Origin of the sequence: Nocardiopsis mangrovi, assembly GCF_042653925.1 — a bacterium.
Classification (GTDB): Bacteria; Actinomycetota; Actinomycetes; order Streptosporangiales; family Streptosporangiaceae; genus Nocardiopsis_B; species Nocardiopsis_B mangrovi.
The window spans coordinates 12890-30606 of the sequence record NZ_JBHSFQ010000022.1 but is presented as its reverse complement, the minus strand read 5'-3'; the positions used below and the strand labels follow the sequence as shown (position 1 = coordinate 30606).

The window sequence follows — 17717 nt, the reverse complement described above, 5'->3', positions numbered from 1 at the left end:
CCTCCCGATCCCCCCGGTACAGGAGGGAGCTCGGCCCGGCTCCGAAGGTGCCCCGGAGGGCACGATGGCTCTCTGGGGGGACTACCGAATCGGCCGCCGCCGAAACGCCGCGGGGGCGGCCGGGACGGAGGCCGGGGCGGGGCGGGGGTCCGGCCGGATCCGGGTGATGGGGGCGGCGTCGCGGATCGGCAGGTCGTCGAGGGCGCCGATGACCTGCGCGGTGCTGATCCGCAGCAGGGCGGCGCCGGGCGTCCGGGCGTCGGGGTCGTCGGGGCCGCCCGACCACAGGCAGGCGTGCAGCGCGTCGTCGATGCGCGGCCCGAAACGGGCCGGCGAGACGCCGCCGAGGATCCGGACCGAGGGGGTGGAGTAGGCGGTGGCCAGGTGGGCCATTGCGGAGTCGCCGCAGACCACGATGGCGGCCCCCGCGATGAGCGCCGCGGCCTCGGGCAGCGTGGTGCGTCCGGCGAGGACGTCGGCGGGGTCGATGCCGGCGGCCCGGCCGACGCGTTCGGCCGGGCCGCGCTCCGCGGCGGACCCGGTGATGACGACGCGGTGGCCGCGTCCGGTGAGGATGCGGGCGATCTCGGCGAAGCGGCGTTCGGGCCAGCGCGGGGCGCGGGAGCCGGCGCCGGGGTGCAGGACGGCCGCTCCGGGGCGGGGCCCGCGGAACGGCGGCGGGACCATCCGCAGGTCGGTTCCCTCGGCGGGGACCCCGTAGTGGCGCAGGAGCCGGCACCAGATCTCGGTTTCGTGGATACCGGGGATGGGATGGGGGCCGGGTGAGGCGGGGGCGTCGCGGTGGGCGTAGGTCCACAGCAGGGCGGGGCGCAGGGCGCGCAGCGCGCGGATGCTCTGCGGGTCGCCGTCGTGCAGGTTGACGGCGAGGTCGGGGGGCACGCGGCGGGGCCAGGGGGGCGCCGCGAGGGCGGCCAGGGGAAGGAGCGGCCAGTCGAGTCCGGCGAGTGCGAGGAGCTCGGCGTGCCCGCGGGGCGCGGCGAGGTGGATGCGGTGGCCGGGGTGGGCGCGTTCCAGGGCCCGGAGGGCGGGGACCGCGGTGAGGAAGTCGCCGATCCCGCGGGAGCGCAGCACGAGCAGGTCCGGGCGGTCGTCGCCGGGGCGGGGTGCGCGCGGGAATCGCGGCGGGTGGCTCGGGACCTGGACGCTCGGGTACCCGGAGCGCGGCCGTGCGGGCTCTCGCATGAGCGGCCACCTACCGCACGGCGATCGGTTCAAACCGTGTCATATCGGGCATATCCGGTGGTCGTGGGGGTGGGGGCGCTTCGGCCGCCCCGAGGGGGCACGGTCAGTGGGCGCGGCGGACCGGCAGCAGGGTGGACGCGGGCTCGCCCGTGAGGAACCCGCCCACCAGGTGGTGGACGGTGCCGGGCTTCTCCAGCAGGAGCGCGTGCGAGGTGCCGGGGACCACGGCCAGCTCGGCACTGGGCAGCGCGCGGTAGAGGGCGACCGTGTGCTCCAGGGTGACCAGGTCGTCGTCGCCGCTGACGACCAGGGTGCGCGCGGTGACAGCGGACAGCTCGTGCTCGGTCAGGTCCGGCTCGGCGGCCGCGGACAGGGCGAGCTTCTCCAGGACGACCGGCAGGTGGTCGCGGCCGTCGGGCGACACTTCGGCGTAGGCGTCGGCGATCTCGGGGGTGACCCCGCCGGACACCCCCGGGCGCAGGATCATGCCCTCGTGCCGGAAGGCCGCGCTGATCAGGACGAGGCGTTCGACGAGGTCGGGGCGGCGGACGGCGGTCATCAGCGCCACCGTCGCGCCGGCGCCGTGCCCGGCCAGGGACGCGGGGCCGCCGGCCACCTGCTCCAGGAAGGCGACGGTGTCCCGGGCCATGATGTCGAGGCTGATCGGCCCCTCGGTATCGGGGGTGCGTCCGTGGCCGCGGCGATCGGGGGCGAGCAGCCGGAAGCGGTCGTCGAGGGGGGTGAGGCTGCCGTCGAACACGCGGGAATCGCTCAACGAGCCGTGCAGGAGCACCAGCGGATCGCCGTGGCCGCGGTCGTCGTACCAGGTGTGCACGCCGTCGACATCGGCATAGCGTCCCATCGCTGCGGCCCCCTCGGTCGCGCCCGTGCCGGGCCCGTGATCGTGCGGCGGACGGTGAGAGGCAGGAATCCGCCGTGAACTGCAAAGATAACCGTTTCGGCCGCTCGGCCCCCGCGGGCGCGGGCCGCGGGCGTGTCCGGTCGCGTGCGGGGGCGTGGGGGTGCGCGCCATGAGGAGGGTGTTCAGATTTCAACGACGCACTTCCGTGAAAACCCGTCCTTCGTGAACGCGGGCCGTCGGAAATTCCTCGCGATTCCCTTTGTGGCGGTGGCGATTCGCCGGAGAAAGGGGTATTCGCTCCGCTCGGTTCGTCCGCATTGACCGGATTCTCTTTTCGTGTGCGGCGGACGTCGGCGCCGAAATCATGGCGCCTTCTTGACGCGCGTAATCGGCGGATATAGTTTCCCTTTCGGTGCGGCGGATTCTGTTCGGGAAAGGTGGAATCATCATGGGGCGTGCTCTTTCTCTCGTGCTTCTCGCGGCGGTCGCCGGCGGCGTGCCGACCGCCGTGGCGGCTCCCGCGGCGGCCGTCGTGCGCTTCCAGGGGACCTATGCGACCCAGGAGGAGTGCACCAACGCCGTTGCCGAGGCGGGGCAGGCCGGCTACCCCGCGTTCTGCCAGCCGGCGAACCAGATTCCGGGATTCAACCTCTTCGTCGACGACTGGCAATGACGTTCTCCGGTGCCCGGCTCCGCCCGGCGCCCGGGATCGGCTGAGTCGCCGCGGCATCGCCAGGGGTTCGGCGGCCGGGCGGGCGGCACGGCCGCGGCCCGCGGATCCCCGCCCGCGCTATTCCGTCGGCGGCGCCGGGAGCGCTTTCCCGGCGGTATTCGATTCGGCGCTCCGCGGCGCCGCCCGGGCCGCCCTTTCCGGGTTGGCGAAGGGCGGCACTTTCCCGGTCCGTGGCGGGAGTGTCGCGGCGCCATCGCGCCCCCGCGGTTCCGCTCGGCGTGTCCCGGCCTGCCCTGGCGGGTCCCGGCGGCGCGCCTGCGGGCATCGTCGCAGGTCCCGGTGGTAGCGTGAGCGCGATCACGCGGCCCGGCCGGGGGACCGGTGCCCGATCGGCGGTGCGGGAGCCCGGCGTGCGCCGCGGATCGATGCCTTCCGTGGCGGTCCGGTGTCGCGAATGGACCCCTCCACCCGCCGAACGTCCGCTACCGTTCACAACGACGTGGTCACGCAGAATCACCGGACTTCCGGGTGTTGCGCGTATCCTCTGGTCATGGGGCCGCGTTGGTGCGCCGGTCCGGCCGGCACCGGGACACCGGGGCCGGCGGTGACCGTGTCCACGCCATGTCCGGCGATCGGCGGGTCGGGCGCCAGCGTGAAGGGCGGCGTCCTGGAGCGGGGGAGCTGTGCGGGAGCGGACGACGCCCCTTGACCAGCGTCAATGGGTGCGAAACGGGTTGGATCGCGTGGCCGAGGGCCTCGTAAGCCTGCTGGGCGAACTCGGCGCGCACGCCGGCGGTGTCTTCCTGCTGACCGGCGAGTCCACCATGGAGCTCGCGGTCCTGGCCGGGATGCCGCGCGACATCATGCGCCCCTGGGAGCGGGTGCGGCTCCCGTCGCCCATGCCCGCGGCCGAAGCCTTACAGGAGCAGGGCGTCGTCTGGGTCGGCGGGCCCGAGGAGATGGCCCGCCGCTATCCCCGCACCGCGCTCACCCTGCCCTACGACTTCGGGATGGCCGGCTCCCCGCTGCGCATCAACGCGCGCGAGTTCGGCGCGCTGTTCCTGGTCTGGCCCGCGTCGCACGGCGCCCAGCTGCGCCGCCGCGAGCGCGACCGGCTCGTCGCGGGCGCCACGCGCCTGGCCCGCGTCCTGGAGCGGGCCGAGCGCGACGGGCGGCCCATCGAGCCCGGGCCCCGCCCCTACATCCCCGCGCCCGCGCCCGCGCGCGGCGACTCCTCCGGCGACCCGATGGCCGCGCTGGTGTCGCGCATCCCCGAGGGGCTGTGCTCGATGGACGTCCAGGGCAGGCTGACCGTCGTGAGCCCGGCCGCGGCCTCGCTGCTGGGCGAGCACGTCGGGCGGCTGCTGGGGGTACAGCCCTGGACGGTGCTGCCGTGGCTGAACAACCCGATGTTCGAGGACCGCTACCGGTCGGCGGTGATGAGCCAGGAGTCCACCTCCTTCGTCGCGCTGCGCCCGCCCGACCAGTGGCTGTCATTCCACCTGTTCCCCGACCCCACGGGCATCAGCGTGCGCATCGTCCCCACCCACGCCGAGCGCCCGGCCGAGGACGTCCCCGCGCCGCCGATGGCGCCCGACCCCGAGGGCGGCCTGACCGTTCCCTCCCGGGCCGGGGCGATCTACCACATCCTGAACCTGGCCAGCGCGATGACCGAGGCGGTCGGCGAGCAGGACGTGATCGACCTCGTCGTCGACCAGGTCATGCCCGCCTTCGGCGGGCAGGCGCTCGCCCTGCTCGCCGAGCAGGGCGGCACGCTGCGGGTCATCGGGTCCAGCGGCTACGGGCCCGAGGACATCGAGCGCTTCGACCGCACCCCGGTGACCCCGCGCACGCCGGGTGCCCGCACCCTGCTGACCGGTGTCCCCGCCTTCGTTGAGTCGCGCCGCGAGCTGGAGCGCGCCTACCGGTCGCGGGCCAGCGCCCACGACGGCATGGGCGCGTGGGCGTTCCTGCCGCTGATCTCCTCGGGGCGATCGGTGGGCGCCTGCGTGCTCGCCTACTCCCAGCCGCGCCGGTTCACCGTCGAAGAGCGCTCCGTGCTCAACTCCCTGGGCGGGCTCATCGCCCAGGCGCTCGAACGAGCCCGGCTCTACGACACCAAGCAGGCCCTCGCCCACGGCCTCCAGGTCGGCCTGCTGCCGCGCGAACTGCCCAGCATCCCCGGGCTCACCGCGGCGGCCCGCTACCTGCCCGGCACCGAGGGCATGGCCATCGGCGGGGACTTCTACGACATCATCCGCATCGACGAGGACCGGGTCGCCGCCGTCATCGGCGACATCCAGGGCCACAACGTAGGCGCGGCGGCGCTGATGGGGCAGGTCCGCACCGCCGTGCGCGCCTACACCGACACCTCCCAGGGCGAACCGGGGACGGTCCTGGCGCACACCAACAGCATGCTCGTCGACCTCGATCCCGGCCTGTTCGCGAGCTGCACCTACCTGCGGCTGGACCTGAAGAAGGAGACCGTCGAGCTGGCCCGGGCCGGGCACCCGCAGCCGCTGATGCGCACGCCCGAGGGCACGACCTCGGTGCTGGACGTACCGGGCGGGGTACTGCTGGGCATCGTCCCCGATGCGCAGTACCCGCAGATCGAGCTGACGATGCCCGTCGGCTCGGTGCTGGCCCTCTACACCGACGGGCTCGTGGAGTCGCCCGGTGTGGACCTGGACGACGCGATCTCCGACCTCGCCGACCGCCTGGGCGAGGTGGGCGGCCGCTACCTCGGAGAGGCCGCCGACGTGCTCACCCGCGAGGCGCAGGAGGCGCGCCAGCGCGCCGACGACGTCGCCCTGCTCCTGCTGCGGGCCGGCGACGGCCCGCACGGAACGGTCGCGGACCCCCATGAGCACGGGCGAGAACTGCCCCGCTCCGGAGGCGGCACCCGCCACCAGAGCGGTGCAGCGGGCCACCACTGACCCCCGGTCACGCCCGCTCCCGGGCGCCGGCCCGGGTCAGGGCGGCCCGGCGTCGCCGGAGCCCGGCACCGGGTCCGCGGCCAGGAGTGGCGCGGACCGCACCGCCCGCCCCTCCGTGTCCAGGATCCAGCTCATCCGCTGGGCGGCCGTGATGATCCTTGCCGACGTCACCGCCGACACCGTCATCGGGGCGCCGCTCCTCGTGCTCCGCCCGCGGCGGGCCGGCCGACTGACGCCCGGAGCACGGCCCCGGCCCGGGGGGCGGGCGGGGCCGCGTGCGAGGCTGGGGCAGGTGATCACGAGGGGCCGGCCGGGCTCGCGCGAGACGGGGGCCCAGGGGTGGACGTGCGACAGCTGGAGTATTTCCTCGCCGTCGTCGACCACGGCGGGTTCAACCGCGCCGCCCGTGCCCTGTTCATCGCCCAGCCGTCGCTGTCGCAGTCGATCCGCACCCTGGAGAAGGACCTCGGCGGCCCGCTGTTCCACCGCATCGGGCGGCGCGCGGTGCTCACCGAGGAGGGCCACGCGCTGATCGAGCCCGCGCGCGAGGCGGTGCGCAGCCTGGACGCGGCCCGTGCCAGCGTCGAGTCCGTCCGCGGGCTGCGCACGGGCCGGGTCGCCGTCACCTCGATGCCGTCCCCCGCGGTGGAGCCGCTGAGCAGCATGGTCGAGGCGTTCGCCGCCCGCCACCCCGGGGTGGAGCTCACGGTGCGCGCGGCGGCCGTTCCCCAGGCGGTGGTCGACGCGGTGCGCACGGGGGCCTCCGAGCTGGGCCTGCTGTCGGCCCGGGAGCTGCCGGCGGCGCCCGGCGTGCGGCTGCACCCGGTCGAACGGCAGCGGTTCGTCGTCCTCGCGCCGCCCGGCGGCCCCTTCGAACCGGGGGTGCCGCTGCGGCGGGAGTGCCTGGCCGGGCAGCGGCTGATCGTGGGCGAGCCGGGAACGGGGATCCGCCGGCTGACCGAGGAGATCCGGGCCTCCGGTGTGGACCTGACCATCGCGGTGGAGTCCGGGCACCGCGAAGCGGTGCTCCCGCTCGTCCTCAAAGGGGTGGGGCTCGCCGTGGTCGCCGAGGCGTGGCGCTCCCTCGCGGCGCGGGCGGGCGCGGTGGTGCTCGACCTGGACCCGCCCGCGTTCCTGCACCTGGCGATGGTCAGCCGGGCGGGCCCGCTCACGCCCGCCGCGGCGGAGTTCCTCGCCCTCGCGCTGGCAAGGGACGCCCCCGATAGGTAGGGCCTATAAGTCGGATCGCGGTGCCGTCTTGGACGCGGCACCGGCGGTGTTGCTCTAATCGGGTCCATGACGAAGCATTCCATCGCCGTGATCCCGGGAGACGGGATCGGGCACGAGGTCACCCCCGCCGCCCTGGAGGTGCTCGATGCCGTGGGCGCGGCCCACGGCATCGAGTTCTCCCGCACGCCGCTGGACTGGTCCTGCGAGACCTACCTGCGCGAAGGCGCCATGATGCCCGACGACGGGCTGGAGCGGCTGCGCGGCCACGACGCCGTCCTGCTGGGCGCGGTCGGCTTTCCCGGCGTCGCGGACCACGTGTCGCTGTGGGGCCTGCTCATCCCCATCCGGCGGGCCTTCCGGCAGTACGTGAACCTGCGGCCGGTCCGGGTCTTCGACGGGATCGACAGCCCGCTGCGCGACGCCCGCGGCATCGACCTGGTCGTGGTCCGCGAGAACAGCGAGGGCGAGTACAGCGAGATCGGCGGCCGGATGAACCGGGGCTTCCCCGATGAGATGGCCGTGCAGCAGGCGGTGTTCACCCGCACCGGCGTGACCCGCGTCGTGGACTACGCCTTCACGCTGGCCGGGCAGCGGCGCGGGCGGGTGACGTCGGCCACCAAGTCCAACGGGATCGTGCACACGCTGCCGTTCTGGGACGAGCTGGTCGCCGAGCGCGCGGCGTCCTTCCCCGATGTCGCCTGGGAGCAGGAGCACATCGACGCGCTGGCCGCCAAGCTGGTGCTGCGGCCCGGGCACTTCGACGTCATCGTGGGGTCCAACCTGTTCGGCGACATCCTCAGCGACCTGGCGGCGGCGGTGGGCGGGAGCATCGGCATCGCCCCCTCGGCCAACCTCAACCCCGAGCGCGAGTTCCCCTCGATGTTCGAGCCGGTGCACGGGTCGGCCCCCGACATCGTCGGGCGCGGGATCGCCAACCCCATCGGGGCGATCTGGTCGGCCGCGCTGATGCTCGACCACCTGGGGCACCCCGAGGCCGGCCGGCGGGTCGTGGCCGCCATCGCCGACGTGCTCGCGAACTCCGATGTGCGCACCCCGGACCTGGGCGGCAGCGCGTCGACCCAGGAGTTCACCGAGGAGCTGATCCGCCGCCTCAAGGGCGCCGCCTGATCCCGTGAGACGCGCCTGTGCCCCGCCCCCGCTGGGGGGCGGGGCACAGGCGTTCCCGGACCCGCCGGTGCGCGGGCCGGCGGGTCCGGGGCGTCAGCCGATGGGCTCGGGCATCCGCCGCACGGAGTAGCCGACGCCGATGGTGTCGCCGGTGCGCGGGTCGCCGAGCTCGACGCGCCAGGCGCCGGCGAACTGGTCGACGCCCTCGTGCATGGGGATCGTCCCCGAGAGCAGGACCGTGCCGGGCAGCAGGAGGCCGCGCTCGCGCAGGATCTCCGCCCAGTCCTGCGGGGTCAGGAGCTCGGCCAGGGTGCCGCGCTGGATCTCGGTGCCGGCCTCGGTGTCGCCGACCCAGGCGGTGAGGGTGAGTTCGTCGACGCGGTCGGCGATGTCGGTGAGGCGCCAGGCGCGCGCGCCGAGCACGTCGGGGCTCGCGTTCTTGCTCCAGGCCACGCCGTGCACCTCGAGGGCGCGGTCGGTGTGGTCGCAGGCGACCGTGAGCAGGAGGTCCTCGGGGCGGTTTCCGGCCACGACCAGCGCCCATTCGGCCTCGCCGGAGGTGCGGCCGTGCTGGACGGCCACCTCGCCGGTCTGCTGGGCGAGATAGGGCGACACCGGGTAGAGGGCCGGGGTGACGGTGGGAGCGGGGACCCCCAGCGCGGCGAGTTCCGCCACGTGCGCGCGCACGTCCTCCTGGCTGCGCCCGGCGTAGCCGCCGTTGAGCAGGGCGGCGACCTCGACCTCGGCGGTCGTCCCATCGTTGAGTTCAAGTTTCAACAGTGTCAAATCCGCTCCCGGTACTTGCGCATACGTCTTGTATACGATCAATATACCGAGGAGGTCGCATACACGGAAGACACAGGTGACACACATGGCACACACACAGGGCCCGGCGCCGGCGCCGCCGAGGCCGGCACGGGGGGACGTGGTCCGCGCCTTCGTCGCCAGCCTCTCCGGCACCGCGCTGGAGTGGTACGACTTCGCGGTCTACTCGGCCGCATCGGCCCTGGTACTGGGGCAGCTCTTCTTCCCCAGCCACGACCCGCTGGCGGCCACGCTGCTGGCGTTCTCCACCTACGCCATCGGCTACATCGCGCGCCCGCTGGGCGGGTTCGTGTTCGGTCGGCTCGGCGACGTGATCGGCCGCAAGAAGGTGCTGATCAGCACCCTCATGATCGTCGGCGTCTCCACCTTCCTGATCGGGCTGCTGCCCACCCACGCCACCATCGGCTCGACGGCGGCCGTCCTGCTCGTGCTGCTGCGCTTCGCCCAGGGCGTGGGCGTCGGCGGCGAATGGGGCGGCGCGGTGCTGCTGTCCAGCGAGTTCGGCGACCCGCGCAAGCGCGGCTTCTTCGCCTCCGCGGCCCAGGTCGGCCCGCCCGCGGGCAACCTCATGGCCAACGGCGTCCTCGCCCTGCTCGGCCTGGTGCTGACCGAGGACCAGTTCCTCTCCTGGGGCTGGCGCGTGGCGTTCCTGCTGTCGGGCGTGCTGGTGATCTTCGGGCTGTGGATCCGCGCCAAGCTGGAGGAGACCCCGGTCTTCCAGGCCATGGAGCAGGAGGGGGAGCGCTCGGCCGCGCCGATCCGCGACGTGTTCCGCGAGCAGCCCCGCTCGCTGATCGCCGCCATCCTCAGCCGCGTCGCCCCCGACGTCGTCTACGCGCTGTTCACGGTCTTCGTGCTCACCTACGCCACCCAGGAGCTCGGGTTCGAGTCGGGGACCGCGCTGGCCGCCGTGCTCATCGGCTCCTCGGTGCAGGTGTTCGTCATCCCGCTGGCCGGGTGGCTCTCCGACATCGTCAACCGGCGGCTGCTCTACGGCGCCGCGGCGGTCGGCGCCGCGGTGTGGGCGTTCGTGTTCTTCCCGCTGATCTCGGGCGGCTCGTTCGCGGTCCTCGCGGGCGGCGTCGTGGTCGGGCTCGTCCTGCACTCGCTGATGTACGGCCCGCAGGCCGCGTTCGTCGCCGAGCAGTTCCACCCGCGGCTGCGCAGCAGCGGCAGTTCGATGGCCTACACGCTGGCCGGCGTCATCGGCGGTGCCATCGCCCCGCTGCTGTTCACCTTCCTGCTCGCCGAGTTCGGCACCTGGGTCCCCCTGTCGGTCTACATCGCCGTGACCGTCGTGGTGACCGTGATCGGCCTGCTGCTGGGCCGCAACCCGGTTCCGGAGGAGGACGACGAGGTGCTGGAGGCCGCCGCGTCGCCGGGCCCCGCAGGGGCGTGAGCGCGCCGGCGCGGCCCCGAGGGCCGCGCCGGCGGCGCGCGGGTTCAGGAGTCCAGCAGGACCCGCAGCGTGGAGTCGAGGTGGGCGGTGATCGCGCGGTGCGCGGCGTCGGCGTCGTCGTCGGCCAGCGCGCCCACGATCTCCTCGTGCTCGCGCAGGACCGCCTCGTGCCGGTCGGGGGTGGAGAACAGCGCCACGACCCCGGCCCGCACCTGGCGGGCGCGGAGCCCGCCGTAGAGCTTGGCGAGCATCTCGTTGCCGGCGGCTTCGACCAGCGCGAAGTGGAAGCGCTGGTCCCAGTCGATGAATTCGCGCCCGTGCTCGCCGGAGCGCAGCGCGTACTGTTCGGCCAAGGCCGCGCGCATGGCCTCCAGCGGGGCCGCTCCGGTGTCCAGCACCCGGCCGGCGGCGTGGCGCTCGACCATGCCGCGCAGCTCCATCAGCTCGCGGATCTCACGTCCGGTCAGGGGGGCGACATAGGCGCCGCGCTTGGGGATCAGCTGCACCAGGTCCTCGGCGGAGAGCTGGAACAGCGCTTCGCGGATGGGTGTGCGCGAGACCCCGATGCGGTCGGCGATCTCCTGCTCGTTGATGAACCGCCCCTGGCACTCCGGGTCGGCCAGGTAGGTCTCCTTGAGATACGCGTAGGCGCGGTCCCGGCCGGACTCCACCACAGGCCCTCCTCTTGTACACAATCTGTATGCAGCACTCTAGTATTCCAGCCCGGACCCCGGGACGACACGGCCGAAAGGACGCGCCCATGCGGATCGCACTGAACCAGATGTGCTCCACCGACGACCCCGCCGCCAACCTGGAGCTGATCCGCGCGGGGGTGCGGCGCTCCGCCGAGGCCGGCGCCCGCGTGGCGGTCTTCCCCGAGGCGGCGATGGTCCGCTTCGGGGTGCCGCTCGCCCCCGTGGCCGAACCGCTCGACGGCCCCTGGGCGACGGCGCTGCGGGCGATCGCCGCCGAGGCCGGCGTCGTCGTCGTGGCGGGGATGTTCTCCCCCGCCCCCGACGGCCGGGTCCGCAACGTGCTGCTCGCGACAGGCGCGGGGGTCGAGGCCGCATACCGCAAGATCCACGTCTTCGACGCCTTCGGCTTCCGCGAGTCCGACTCCGTCGAACCGGGGGAGGAGCCGGTGTCCATCGAGGTCGACGGGGTCCGCATCGGCCTGGCGACCTGCTACGACGTCCGGTTCCCGGAACTTTTCCGCCGCTTGGCGGCGGAGGGGGCGGTCGCCACCGTCGTGTGCGCGTCGTGGGGCGCGGGCGAGGGCAAGGCGGAGCAGTGGGAGCTGCTCACCCGCGCTCGCGCGCTGGACTCCACCTCGTGGATCCTGGCCTGCGGCCAGGCCGACCCCGCCGCCGTGGGCGAGGAGGTCGCCGGCCCCGCGCCGCGCGGGATCGGCCACAGCGCCGCGATCACCCCGATGGGCCGGACCGCGGAGGCCCTGGGCGCCGCGCCCGGGCTGCTGGTGGCCGACATCGACCCGGCCGCCGCCGAATCCGCGCGCGCGACGGTCCCCGTTCTGGTCAACGCCCGCCTGTGACCCGCGGTGCGCGAGGCCGCGCGTCATATGGACGGCCTCTCGCGCTTATCGGCTGTATCCGCCGGGCGATTTCGCGAATACTTCCCGTCGTGCCGTCCGGCACGGCGGCGCCGGGGCCGTCGGCGCCGTGCGGGGCGCCCCGCGCCCGCCCGGGTCAGCGCGCACGCGGCCTGGGGCGGCGCATGGCCGCCGCCGTCGCCGCGAGTCCCGCGCCGAACGTCGCGAAGATCGCGGTCACCCCGAGGCCGCCGGCCACCGCCCCGGCGGCCAGCGGCAGGATGGTCTGCCCCAGGTGGTTGCCCGACATCCGCAGCGCCATGGCGGTGCCGCGGGCCTCGGGCGCGGCGGCGTCGGCCACCCACGCCATGGTCAGGGGCTGGCCGATCCCCAGCCCCAGGCCCGCGACGGCCAGGGCGACCGCCAGCCCCCACACGGGCATCGGGATCGACAGCGAGGCGACGCACACCGCCGACAGGACCAGGCTGGCGAACAGGACCGCGTGCCGGCCGGCGCGGGCGACCGCCATGCCGAGGAACGCGCGCGACACCACCGAGGCGGCGGCGCGGACGGCCAGGAGGAGGCTGACCGTGGCGGCCGAGATGCCGCGCTCCTCGCCGAACGCGGGCAGGTAGACGATGGTGACGTCGATGGCGGCCAGCACCATGAGGCTGGCGAGGATCGCGGGGATGATGCCGGGTTCGCGCAGGACGTCCACGACGCGCTGGCGGCGGGGCGGCGTGCCGTCGGCGGAGGCGCGCTGCCGCCGTTCGGGGGCGGGCATGCCGATGAGGGCGACGAGGGAGAGCGCCGCCGCGATCGCGGTGCCGATGAAGGCGGTGGCGGTGAGCGAGGCGGGCTCGGTGGCGGCGAGCCCGGAGAGTAACAGCGGGCCGAGGAGCTGGCCCATGGACCCCGCCAGGGCGAACAGGCCGAAGCGGGAATCGAAGGTCGATCTGGGGGAGCGGTTGGCGATCATGGCCTGCGCCGCCACCATCGACAGGATCAGTCCGACGCCGGCCGCGGCGGCGCAGAGCATGATCGCCCAGGGGGTGTAGGCGAAGGTGAGGCCGACCGCCGAGGCGGTGACCAGCACGCTGCCCGTGAGGTAGGCGGGGCGTTCGTCGTGCAGGTCCACCCAGCGCCCGATCGGGATGGCGACGAACAGCGGGAGCAGCGAGAACGCGGCGCTGAAGACGCCGAGCCACACCGGTCCGAGCCCGATGTCGAGCGCCCGGTAGGAGATGACGGGACGGATGGTGGCGAGCGATCCGTGGAACAGGGTCCCGTGTATGAGGACGCGGACGAACCAATTCACCGGGTGAACCGACCTTTCAGGCATCGGATGCGGCGCGGCCGCGAGAGAGTTCGTTAGCGTAACTAAGTGAATCTGTGAACTCAGCCCTACCAATGACGGCGCGCGTTTGGCAACCCGGGCCCGTCCGTCCGCCCGGCGGCCCGCCGGCCGCCCCCCGCGGTTTCGGCTTGCGGGCGGCCCCTCCGCCGGCTCCCGCCCGCCGCGGGATGACCAAGATCACTCTCCCCGCCCGCGCGGGCGCCGCCGGACGGTCCGCACCGTGGACCGCCCCGCGCGGTCGCGGACGGGCGAAAACCCGTTGTTCCGCCGATGCGGCCGGAGGTAGCGTGCGTGTCCGCAGGAGTGTCGACGGAGCAGGGGGCCGGCGGTGTCGCGGATGATGCGCGCCAGGTGGCAGGAGACCCGTGAGGCGTTCACCCGAGGGTGGTACGCCGCCGAAGGGGTCGAGGCCGACATATCGGCCGGCGTAGCCGCGATGCGCGCGGGCACCCGCCTGTACTCCGCCGAAGACGTCCACGGTCTCCCGGCGCCGCGCGCCGCCTACACGACGCGGTTCGAGGTGACCGTCGAGAGCACCCTGGAAGCGGCCGCCCGCCTGTCCGCCTGTCCACAGGACTCCCGCGGCGTCGCGGCGCTGAACTTCGCCTCCGCGCGCAACCCCGGGGGAGGCGTGGCCAACGGTGCGCGCGCCCAGGAGGAGAGCCTGGCCCGCTCCAGCGCCCTCTACGACGCCCTGGTGCGCTGCCCGGGGTTCTACGACACGCACCGCCGGCAGCGCAACCTGCTCTACACCGACCAGGTCATCTACGCACCGAGTGTCCCGGTCTTCCGCACGGACAACGGCCGCTGGCTGGCCGACCCCTACCCGGTGGCGTTCCTGACCTCGGCCGCCCCCAACCGGCGCATGATCGAGCGCGACAGCCCCCAAGACGCGCACGCGGTCCCGGGCGCGCTGCTCTCACGCGCCGGCGGCGTCCTCGCCGTTGCCGCGTACCACGAGCGGACCCGCCTGGTCCTGGGCGCGTGGGGCTGCGGGGTCTTCGGCAACCGCCCGGCCGAGGTCGCCGACGCGTTCGCCCACCACCTCCTCGGTGCGTTCGAGGGCGTCTTCGAGCACGTGGTGTTCGCGATCCTCGACCGCGACGACGCCGTGCGCACCCCGTTCCACGCGGCCTTCGGCGTGCCGCCCGCCCCGCCCCCCGAGCCCGGCGTGTGCACGGGAGGCCCGGACCGGTGCACGCACCACCGCACGGGCACCGCCGCCAACGCGTGACCGGCGGCCGTTCAGCCCCCGCCGGCGGCGGGGGCCGGGAGCCCTGCCGCGGGCAGGACGACGGTGGTGGTGAGCCCGCCGCCGGGGTTGGGCGCGGCCGTGGCGGTGCCGTGGTGGCTGTGGGCGATGGCGCGAACGAGGGTCAGGCCGAGGCCGTGGCCCTTGGCGTGGGTACGGGCCTGCCGGCGGTGGAACGGCTCGAACAGCCGGCCGACCTCGTCGGCCGTGATGGCGTCACCGGTGTTGGTGACGGTGACGACCGCCGCACCGTCCCGGACGGTGGTGGCCAGCCGCGCCGTGCCGCCGGCGTGGTTGTGCCGGACGGCGTTGTGCAGCAGGTTGACGAGCAGATGGCGGAGCAGGTTCGCGTCGCCGTCCACGCGGACCGGATGCAGGTCACCGCGCACGCTGATCCCGCGCTCCGCCGCTTCGTCCCTCGTCTGCTCCAGCGCGTCCGCCGCGGCCGAGGCGAGGTCGACGGGCTGTGCGTCGTCGATGCCGTGGTCGGCCCGGGAAAGGGCGAGCAGAGATTCCACGGTCGCGATGCTGCGTTCGTTGGTGGCCAGCAGTTTGGGGGCCAGGACGGCGAGATCGTGGTCGCGGGGGTGGGCGATGGCGACCTGCAGCATGGTGCGGGCGGTCGCCAGCGGGGTGCGCAGCTCATGTGAGGCGTTGGCGGCGAAGCGCTGCTGGGCCTGGAAACTGCGGTCCAGCCGGTCGAGCATCGTGTCGATGGTGTCGGCGAGTTCGGTGAACTCGTCCTGCGGACCGTCGAGGCGGATGCGTTCGTGCAGGTTGTGGCCTGCGACGGCGTGCGCGGTCCGGGTGATGCGGTGGACGGGGGCGAGAATGCGGCCGGCGATGGTCCAGCCGAGCAGGAACGCGATCAGGGCCATTCCGATCAGCGCCACGCCGGACACTTGCAGCAGCACCATCAGGACATCGTCCTCGCTGCTGATGGTCACGGTATCGGCGGGGATGAGGGGGCTGATGTCCGAGCCGGGCACACTCGTGTCGCGGGCGGGGACGCTCGTGTCGCCGGCAGGGACGCCCGGGTCACCCGCCGGGATGCCCGTCTCGCCGGAGGGGACGCTCGTTCCGGTGGCGTCGTCAGCGGGGTCGGTCGGCCGCGGGGCCTCCAGGTTGTAGCGCGGGATGTACTTCATCAGGGCGTACACGGTGAGCAGCAGCACGATGCCGCAGGCCAGGACCATGCCGCCGTAGAGCAGGGTGAGCCGGATACGGACGGACAGCCGGCTCCGCCGCAGCGTGGCCGAGATGCTCATGGGGCGGTGGCGAGGTAGTAGCCGACCCCGGTGGCGGTGTGCAGGATCGGCGGGGCGCCGAGTTTGCGCCGCAGGGTGGAGACGGTGATGCGGACCGCGTTGGTGAACGGATCGGCATGGGCGTCCCACGCCTTCTCCAGCAGGTGCTCGGCGCTCAGCACGGCCCCGTCCGCGCGCAGGAGCAGTTCCAGGACGGCGAACTCCTTGCGCGTCAGGCGCAAGGGGTCGGCACCGCGGTGGGCGTCGCGGCGCGCGGGATCGAGCCGGACGTCGGCGAAGGTCAGCACCGGGGGGTGCGCAGCGGGGCCACGCCGCCGCAGGGCGAACAGCCGCGCGACGAGTTCGGGGAAGTCGAACGGTTTGACCAGGTAGTCGTCGGAGCCGAGCCGCAGCCCGTCGACCTTGTCGGACAGTCGTCCGGCCGCGGTGAGCATCAGGATCCGGCACTCCGGGCGGGTGGCCACCACATGGCGGCAGACGTCGTCTCCGTGGACGCCCGGCAGATCGCGGTCCAGCACCACAACGTCGTAGTCGTTGACCGCCACGTTCTCCAGCGCCGTCGCCCCGTCGTCGGCGATGTCGACGGCCATGCCCTCCCTGCGCAGACCGGACTGCAATGCCTCGGCGAGGAAGGCTTCGTCCTCCACGACCAGCACCCGCACGCCTCATCCTTTCGTCCTGCCCGGCTTGTGTGCCCGACCCGGTGGCACTCGCCGACGCCGGCCGCCCGGAAAGGACATGATCCCGTGCCGGGGATATGGCCGGCATATGGAAATCGCCAGACGCCGACGATAACCCCTTTCCGGCTGCATGGGTCCCGGCCGCGGCGCTCCGCTGCGGCCGCCCCGGCGGAGCATCCGCCGGGGCAGAGCCAACGATGAAGGGAACCCCCTATGTCACGGTCCCTGCGAAGGATCGCCACCGTCGCCGGCGTCGGTGCGGCCATCATGTTCGGCGCCGGCAGCGCCGCCGTGTTCGCCGACACCCCGTACGAGCCGGACTGCCCGCCCGGGATTCCCTCCGGCGTGCCCGGGGTTCCGCCGCTGCCGGGCGGCGACGACGAAGGGATCGAGCTGCCGGGCGGCGATGAAGGCGGCATCCCGGGCGGCGACGACGAGGGGATCGAGCTGCCGGGCGGCGACGAAGGCGGCATCCCGGCGGGCGACGACTGCGAGGCCCCGGCGCCGACCGAACCGGGCTCACTGGCCGTGGCGGGCACGCTGAGCGAGCCGCTCACGCCCATGCTGCCGAGCCGGCCGGGCACGCCGGTCACGCCTCAGCTGCCGACCACGCCGATGCTGCCGGGCGTCCCCGCCTAGCAGGGCCCCTGCCGCGATGGCGGCTTGAGGGGGCACCGCCCCGGTGGCTCGTGGCGCCGGAACCTCCCCGCCGGCCTGCGAGCCACCGGTCGCACGAGCTCTTCGTTCCCCTCGCCCGCGAGCCGCGCCGGCTTCGGCGCGGCTCCCGGGCGATGCCGCCGACCGTCACCGACGTCCGGCCGCCGGGGTGGTGACGAGGTCGGGGTGCGGCTCGCCCCCCGCCTCCTTCAGCAGGCCCCTGAGGCAGCGGGCGGCGAGGATCCAGTTCCTCGGGTTCTTCAGGTTGAGGCCGCCGATCAGCTGCTTGAGCATCGTCAGGCTGTCGAAGTAGACGCGCTCGCAGACCAGGTTCTCATCGGCGTCGAAGATGAAGTACGCCGTCATGCGCACGCGGAAGCGGTTGCCGGTGGGCGGGATCGCGCCGAGCGGGCCGAGATGGGTGCCCGTCAGCCAGAACTCGACGATCACGGCGTCGTCGCTGTGGCGCAGGGCGATGATCTCGTGGTCCTGGTCGGGGAAGGCGGTCCGGGTGTCGTGGTAGTAGCCGCGCACGGCCCGGTCGCCGTCGTGGACCGTCATGGTGGCGATCAGCTCGTAGCGGGGGTGCGGAAAGGTCGCCAGGACGTCGTCCCAGTCCTGGCGGACCTCGTCGTGGAAGTGGTCGAGGACCAGCTTCTGGCGGGTCGAGCGGATGTCATCCGTGGTCATCGTGTCAG

The 17717-nt window shown here is 73.9% G+C and carries 17 protein-coding genes; 8 read left to right on the top strand and 9 right to left on the bottom strand.

The window, feature by feature from the left end; genetic code table 11:
- Nucleotides 1-81: 81 nt before the first annotated feature.
- Together ACFO4E_RS20360 and ACFO4E_RS20355 are read right to left on the bottom strand one after the other, a co-directional pair.
- Entirely contained in the window at nt 82-1203 is a 1122-nt protein-coding gene (locus tag ACFO4E_RS20360) for a glycosyltransferase family 9 protein (protein WP_378577131.1), read from the bottom strand.
- 103 nt (nt 1204-1306) lie between these two features.
- Nucleotides 1307-2065 carry an alpha/beta fold hydrolase gene (locus ACFO4E_RS20355; protein ID WP_378577129.1) on the bottom strand — a complete coding sequence of 253 codons (759 nt, stop codon included), beginning with the start codon at nt 2063-2065 and terminating at the stop codon, nt 1307-1309.
- A gap of 448 nt (nt 2066-2513) precedes the next feature.
- Between ACFO4E_RS20355 and ACFO4E_RS20350 the strand changes: the two genes are divergently transcribed.
- Both ACFO4E_RS20350 and ACFO4E_RS20345 read left to right on the top strand, forming a co-directional pair.
- Entirely contained in the window at nt 2514-2738 is a 225-nt protein-coding gene (locus ACFO4E_RS20350; protein WP_378577127.1) for a hypothetical protein, read from the top strand.
- A gap of 722 nt (nt 2739-3460) precedes the next feature.
- Complete coding sequence (locus tag ACFO4E_RS20345) at nt 3461-5674, top strand: SpoIIE family protein phosphatase (protein ID WP_378577125.1); 2214 nt, start codon at nt 3461-3463, stop codon at nt 5672-5674.
- A gap of 36 nt (nt 5675-5710) precedes the next feature.
- On the opposite strand, the gene ACFO4E_RS20340 is transcribed toward ACFO4E_RS20345, so the two are convergent.
- Nucleotides 5711-5860, bottom strand: a complete 150-nt coding sequence (locus ACFO4E_RS20340) for a hypothetical protein (protein ID WP_378577123.1) — start codon at nt 5858-5860, stop codon at nt 5711-5713.
- Nucleotides 5861-6013: 153 nt separating this feature from the next.
- Here ACFO4E_RS20340 and ACFO4E_RS20335 point away from each other — a divergent pair, with 153 nt between their 5' ends.
- Both ACFO4E_RS20335 and ACFO4E_RS20330 read left to right on the top strand, forming a co-directional pair.
- Nucleotides 6014-6904 (top strand): LysR family transcriptional regulator, encoded by an 891-nt coding sequence (locus tag ACFO4E_RS20335; protein WP_378577121.1) that lies wholly within the window; start codon nt 6014-6016, stop codon nt 6902-6904.
- A gap of 66 nt (nt 6905-6970) precedes the next feature.
- The gene (locus ACFO4E_RS20330; protein WP_378577119.1) at nt 6971-8032 is read left to right on the top strand and encodes a tartrate dehydrogenase; all 1062 of its coding nucleotides are present in this window, start codon (nt 6971-6973) and stop codon (nt 8030-8032) included.
- A 93-nt stretch (nt 8033-8125) separates the two neighbouring features.
- On the opposite strand, the gene ACFO4E_RS20325 is transcribed toward ACFO4E_RS20330, so the two are convergent.
- Nucleotides 8126-8818, bottom strand: coding sequence for a DUF2848 domain-containing protein (locus ACFO4E_RS20325; RefSeq protein WP_378577117.1), 693 nt, complete (start codon nt 8816-8818; stop codon nt 8126-8128).
- 85 nt (nt 8819-8903) lie between these two features.
- On the opposite strand from ACFO4E_RS20325, the gene ACFO4E_RS20320 reads away from it, so the two are divergent.
- A complete protein-coding gene (locus tag ACFO4E_RS20320; RefSeq protein WP_378577115.1) occupies nt 8904-10256 on the top strand; it encodes an MFS transporter in 1353 nt (450 codons plus the stop codon).
- Nucleotides 10257-10300: 44 nt separating this feature from the next.
- Here ACFO4E_RS20320 and ACFO4E_RS20315 read toward each other — a convergent pair whose 3' ends face one another.
- Complete coding sequence (locus tag ACFO4E_RS20315) at nt 10301-10927, bottom strand: GntR family transcriptional regulator (RefSeq protein ID WP_378577113.1); 627 nt, start codon at nt 10925-10927, stop codon at nt 10301-10303.
- An 89-nt stretch (nt 10928-11016) separates the two neighbouring features.
- On the opposite strand from ACFO4E_RS20315, the gene ACFO4E_RS20310 reads away from it, so the two are divergent.
- Nucleotides 11017-11808, top strand: a complete 792-nt coding sequence (locus tag ACFO4E_RS20310; RefSeq protein WP_378577111.1) for a carbon-nitrogen hydrolase family protein — start codon at nt 11017-11019, stop codon at nt 11806-11808.
- A gap of 154 nt (nt 11809-11962) precedes the next feature.
- On the opposite strand, the gene ACFO4E_RS20305 is transcribed toward ACFO4E_RS20310, so the two are convergent.
- Nucleotides 11963-13123: an MFS transporter gene (locus ACFO4E_RS20305; RefSeq protein ID WP_378577110.1), complete on the bottom strand. Its 1161-nt coding sequence runs from the start codon at nt 13121-13123 to the stop codon at nt 11963-11965.
- 379 nt (nt 13124-13502) lie between these two features.
- Here ACFO4E_RS20305 and ACFO4E_RS20300 point away from each other — a divergent pair, with 379 nt between their 5' ends.
- Entirely contained in the window at nt 13503-14396 is an 894-nt protein-coding gene (locus ACFO4E_RS20300) for a TIGR02452 family protein (RefSeq protein ID WP_378577258.1), read from the top strand.
- A gap of 11 nt (nt 14397-14407) precedes the next feature.
- Here ACFO4E_RS20300 and ACFO4E_RS20295 read toward each other — a convergent pair whose 3' ends face one another.
- Both ACFO4E_RS20295 and ACFO4E_RS20290 read right to left on the bottom strand, forming a co-directional pair.
- Nucleotides 14408-15682 carry a sensor histidine kinase gene (locus ACFO4E_RS20295; protein ID WP_378577108.1) on the bottom strand — a complete coding sequence of 425 codons (1275 nt, stop codon included), beginning with the start codon at nt 15680-15682 and terminating at the stop codon, nt 14408-14410.
- Nucleotides 15679-16344, bottom strand: coding sequence for a response regulator transcription factor (locus ACFO4E_RS20290; protein WP_378577107.1), 666 nt, complete (start codon nt 16342-16344; stop codon nt 15679-15681). The genes ACFO4E_RS20295 and ACFO4E_RS20290 overlap by 4 nt, the downstream gene beginning before the upstream one ends.
- A gap of 231 nt (nt 16345-16575) precedes the next feature.
- Between ACFO4E_RS20290 and ACFO4E_RS20285 the strand changes: the two genes are divergently transcribed.
- Nucleotides 16576-17001 carry a hypothetical protein gene (locus ACFO4E_RS20285; RefSeq protein ID WP_378577105.1) on the top strand — a complete coding sequence of 142 codons (426 nt, stop codon included), beginning with the start codon at nt 16576-16578 and terminating at the stop codon, nt 16999-17001.
- A 165-nt stretch (nt 17002-17166) separates the two neighbouring features.
- On the opposite strand, the gene ACFO4E_RS20280 is transcribed toward ACFO4E_RS20285, so the two are convergent.
- Complete coding sequence (locus ACFO4E_RS20280; protein ID WP_378577104.1) at nt 17167-17709, bottom strand: ester cyclase; 543 nt, start codon at nt 17707-17709, stop codon at nt 17167-17169.
- Nucleotides 17710-17717: the final 8 nt, after the last annotated feature.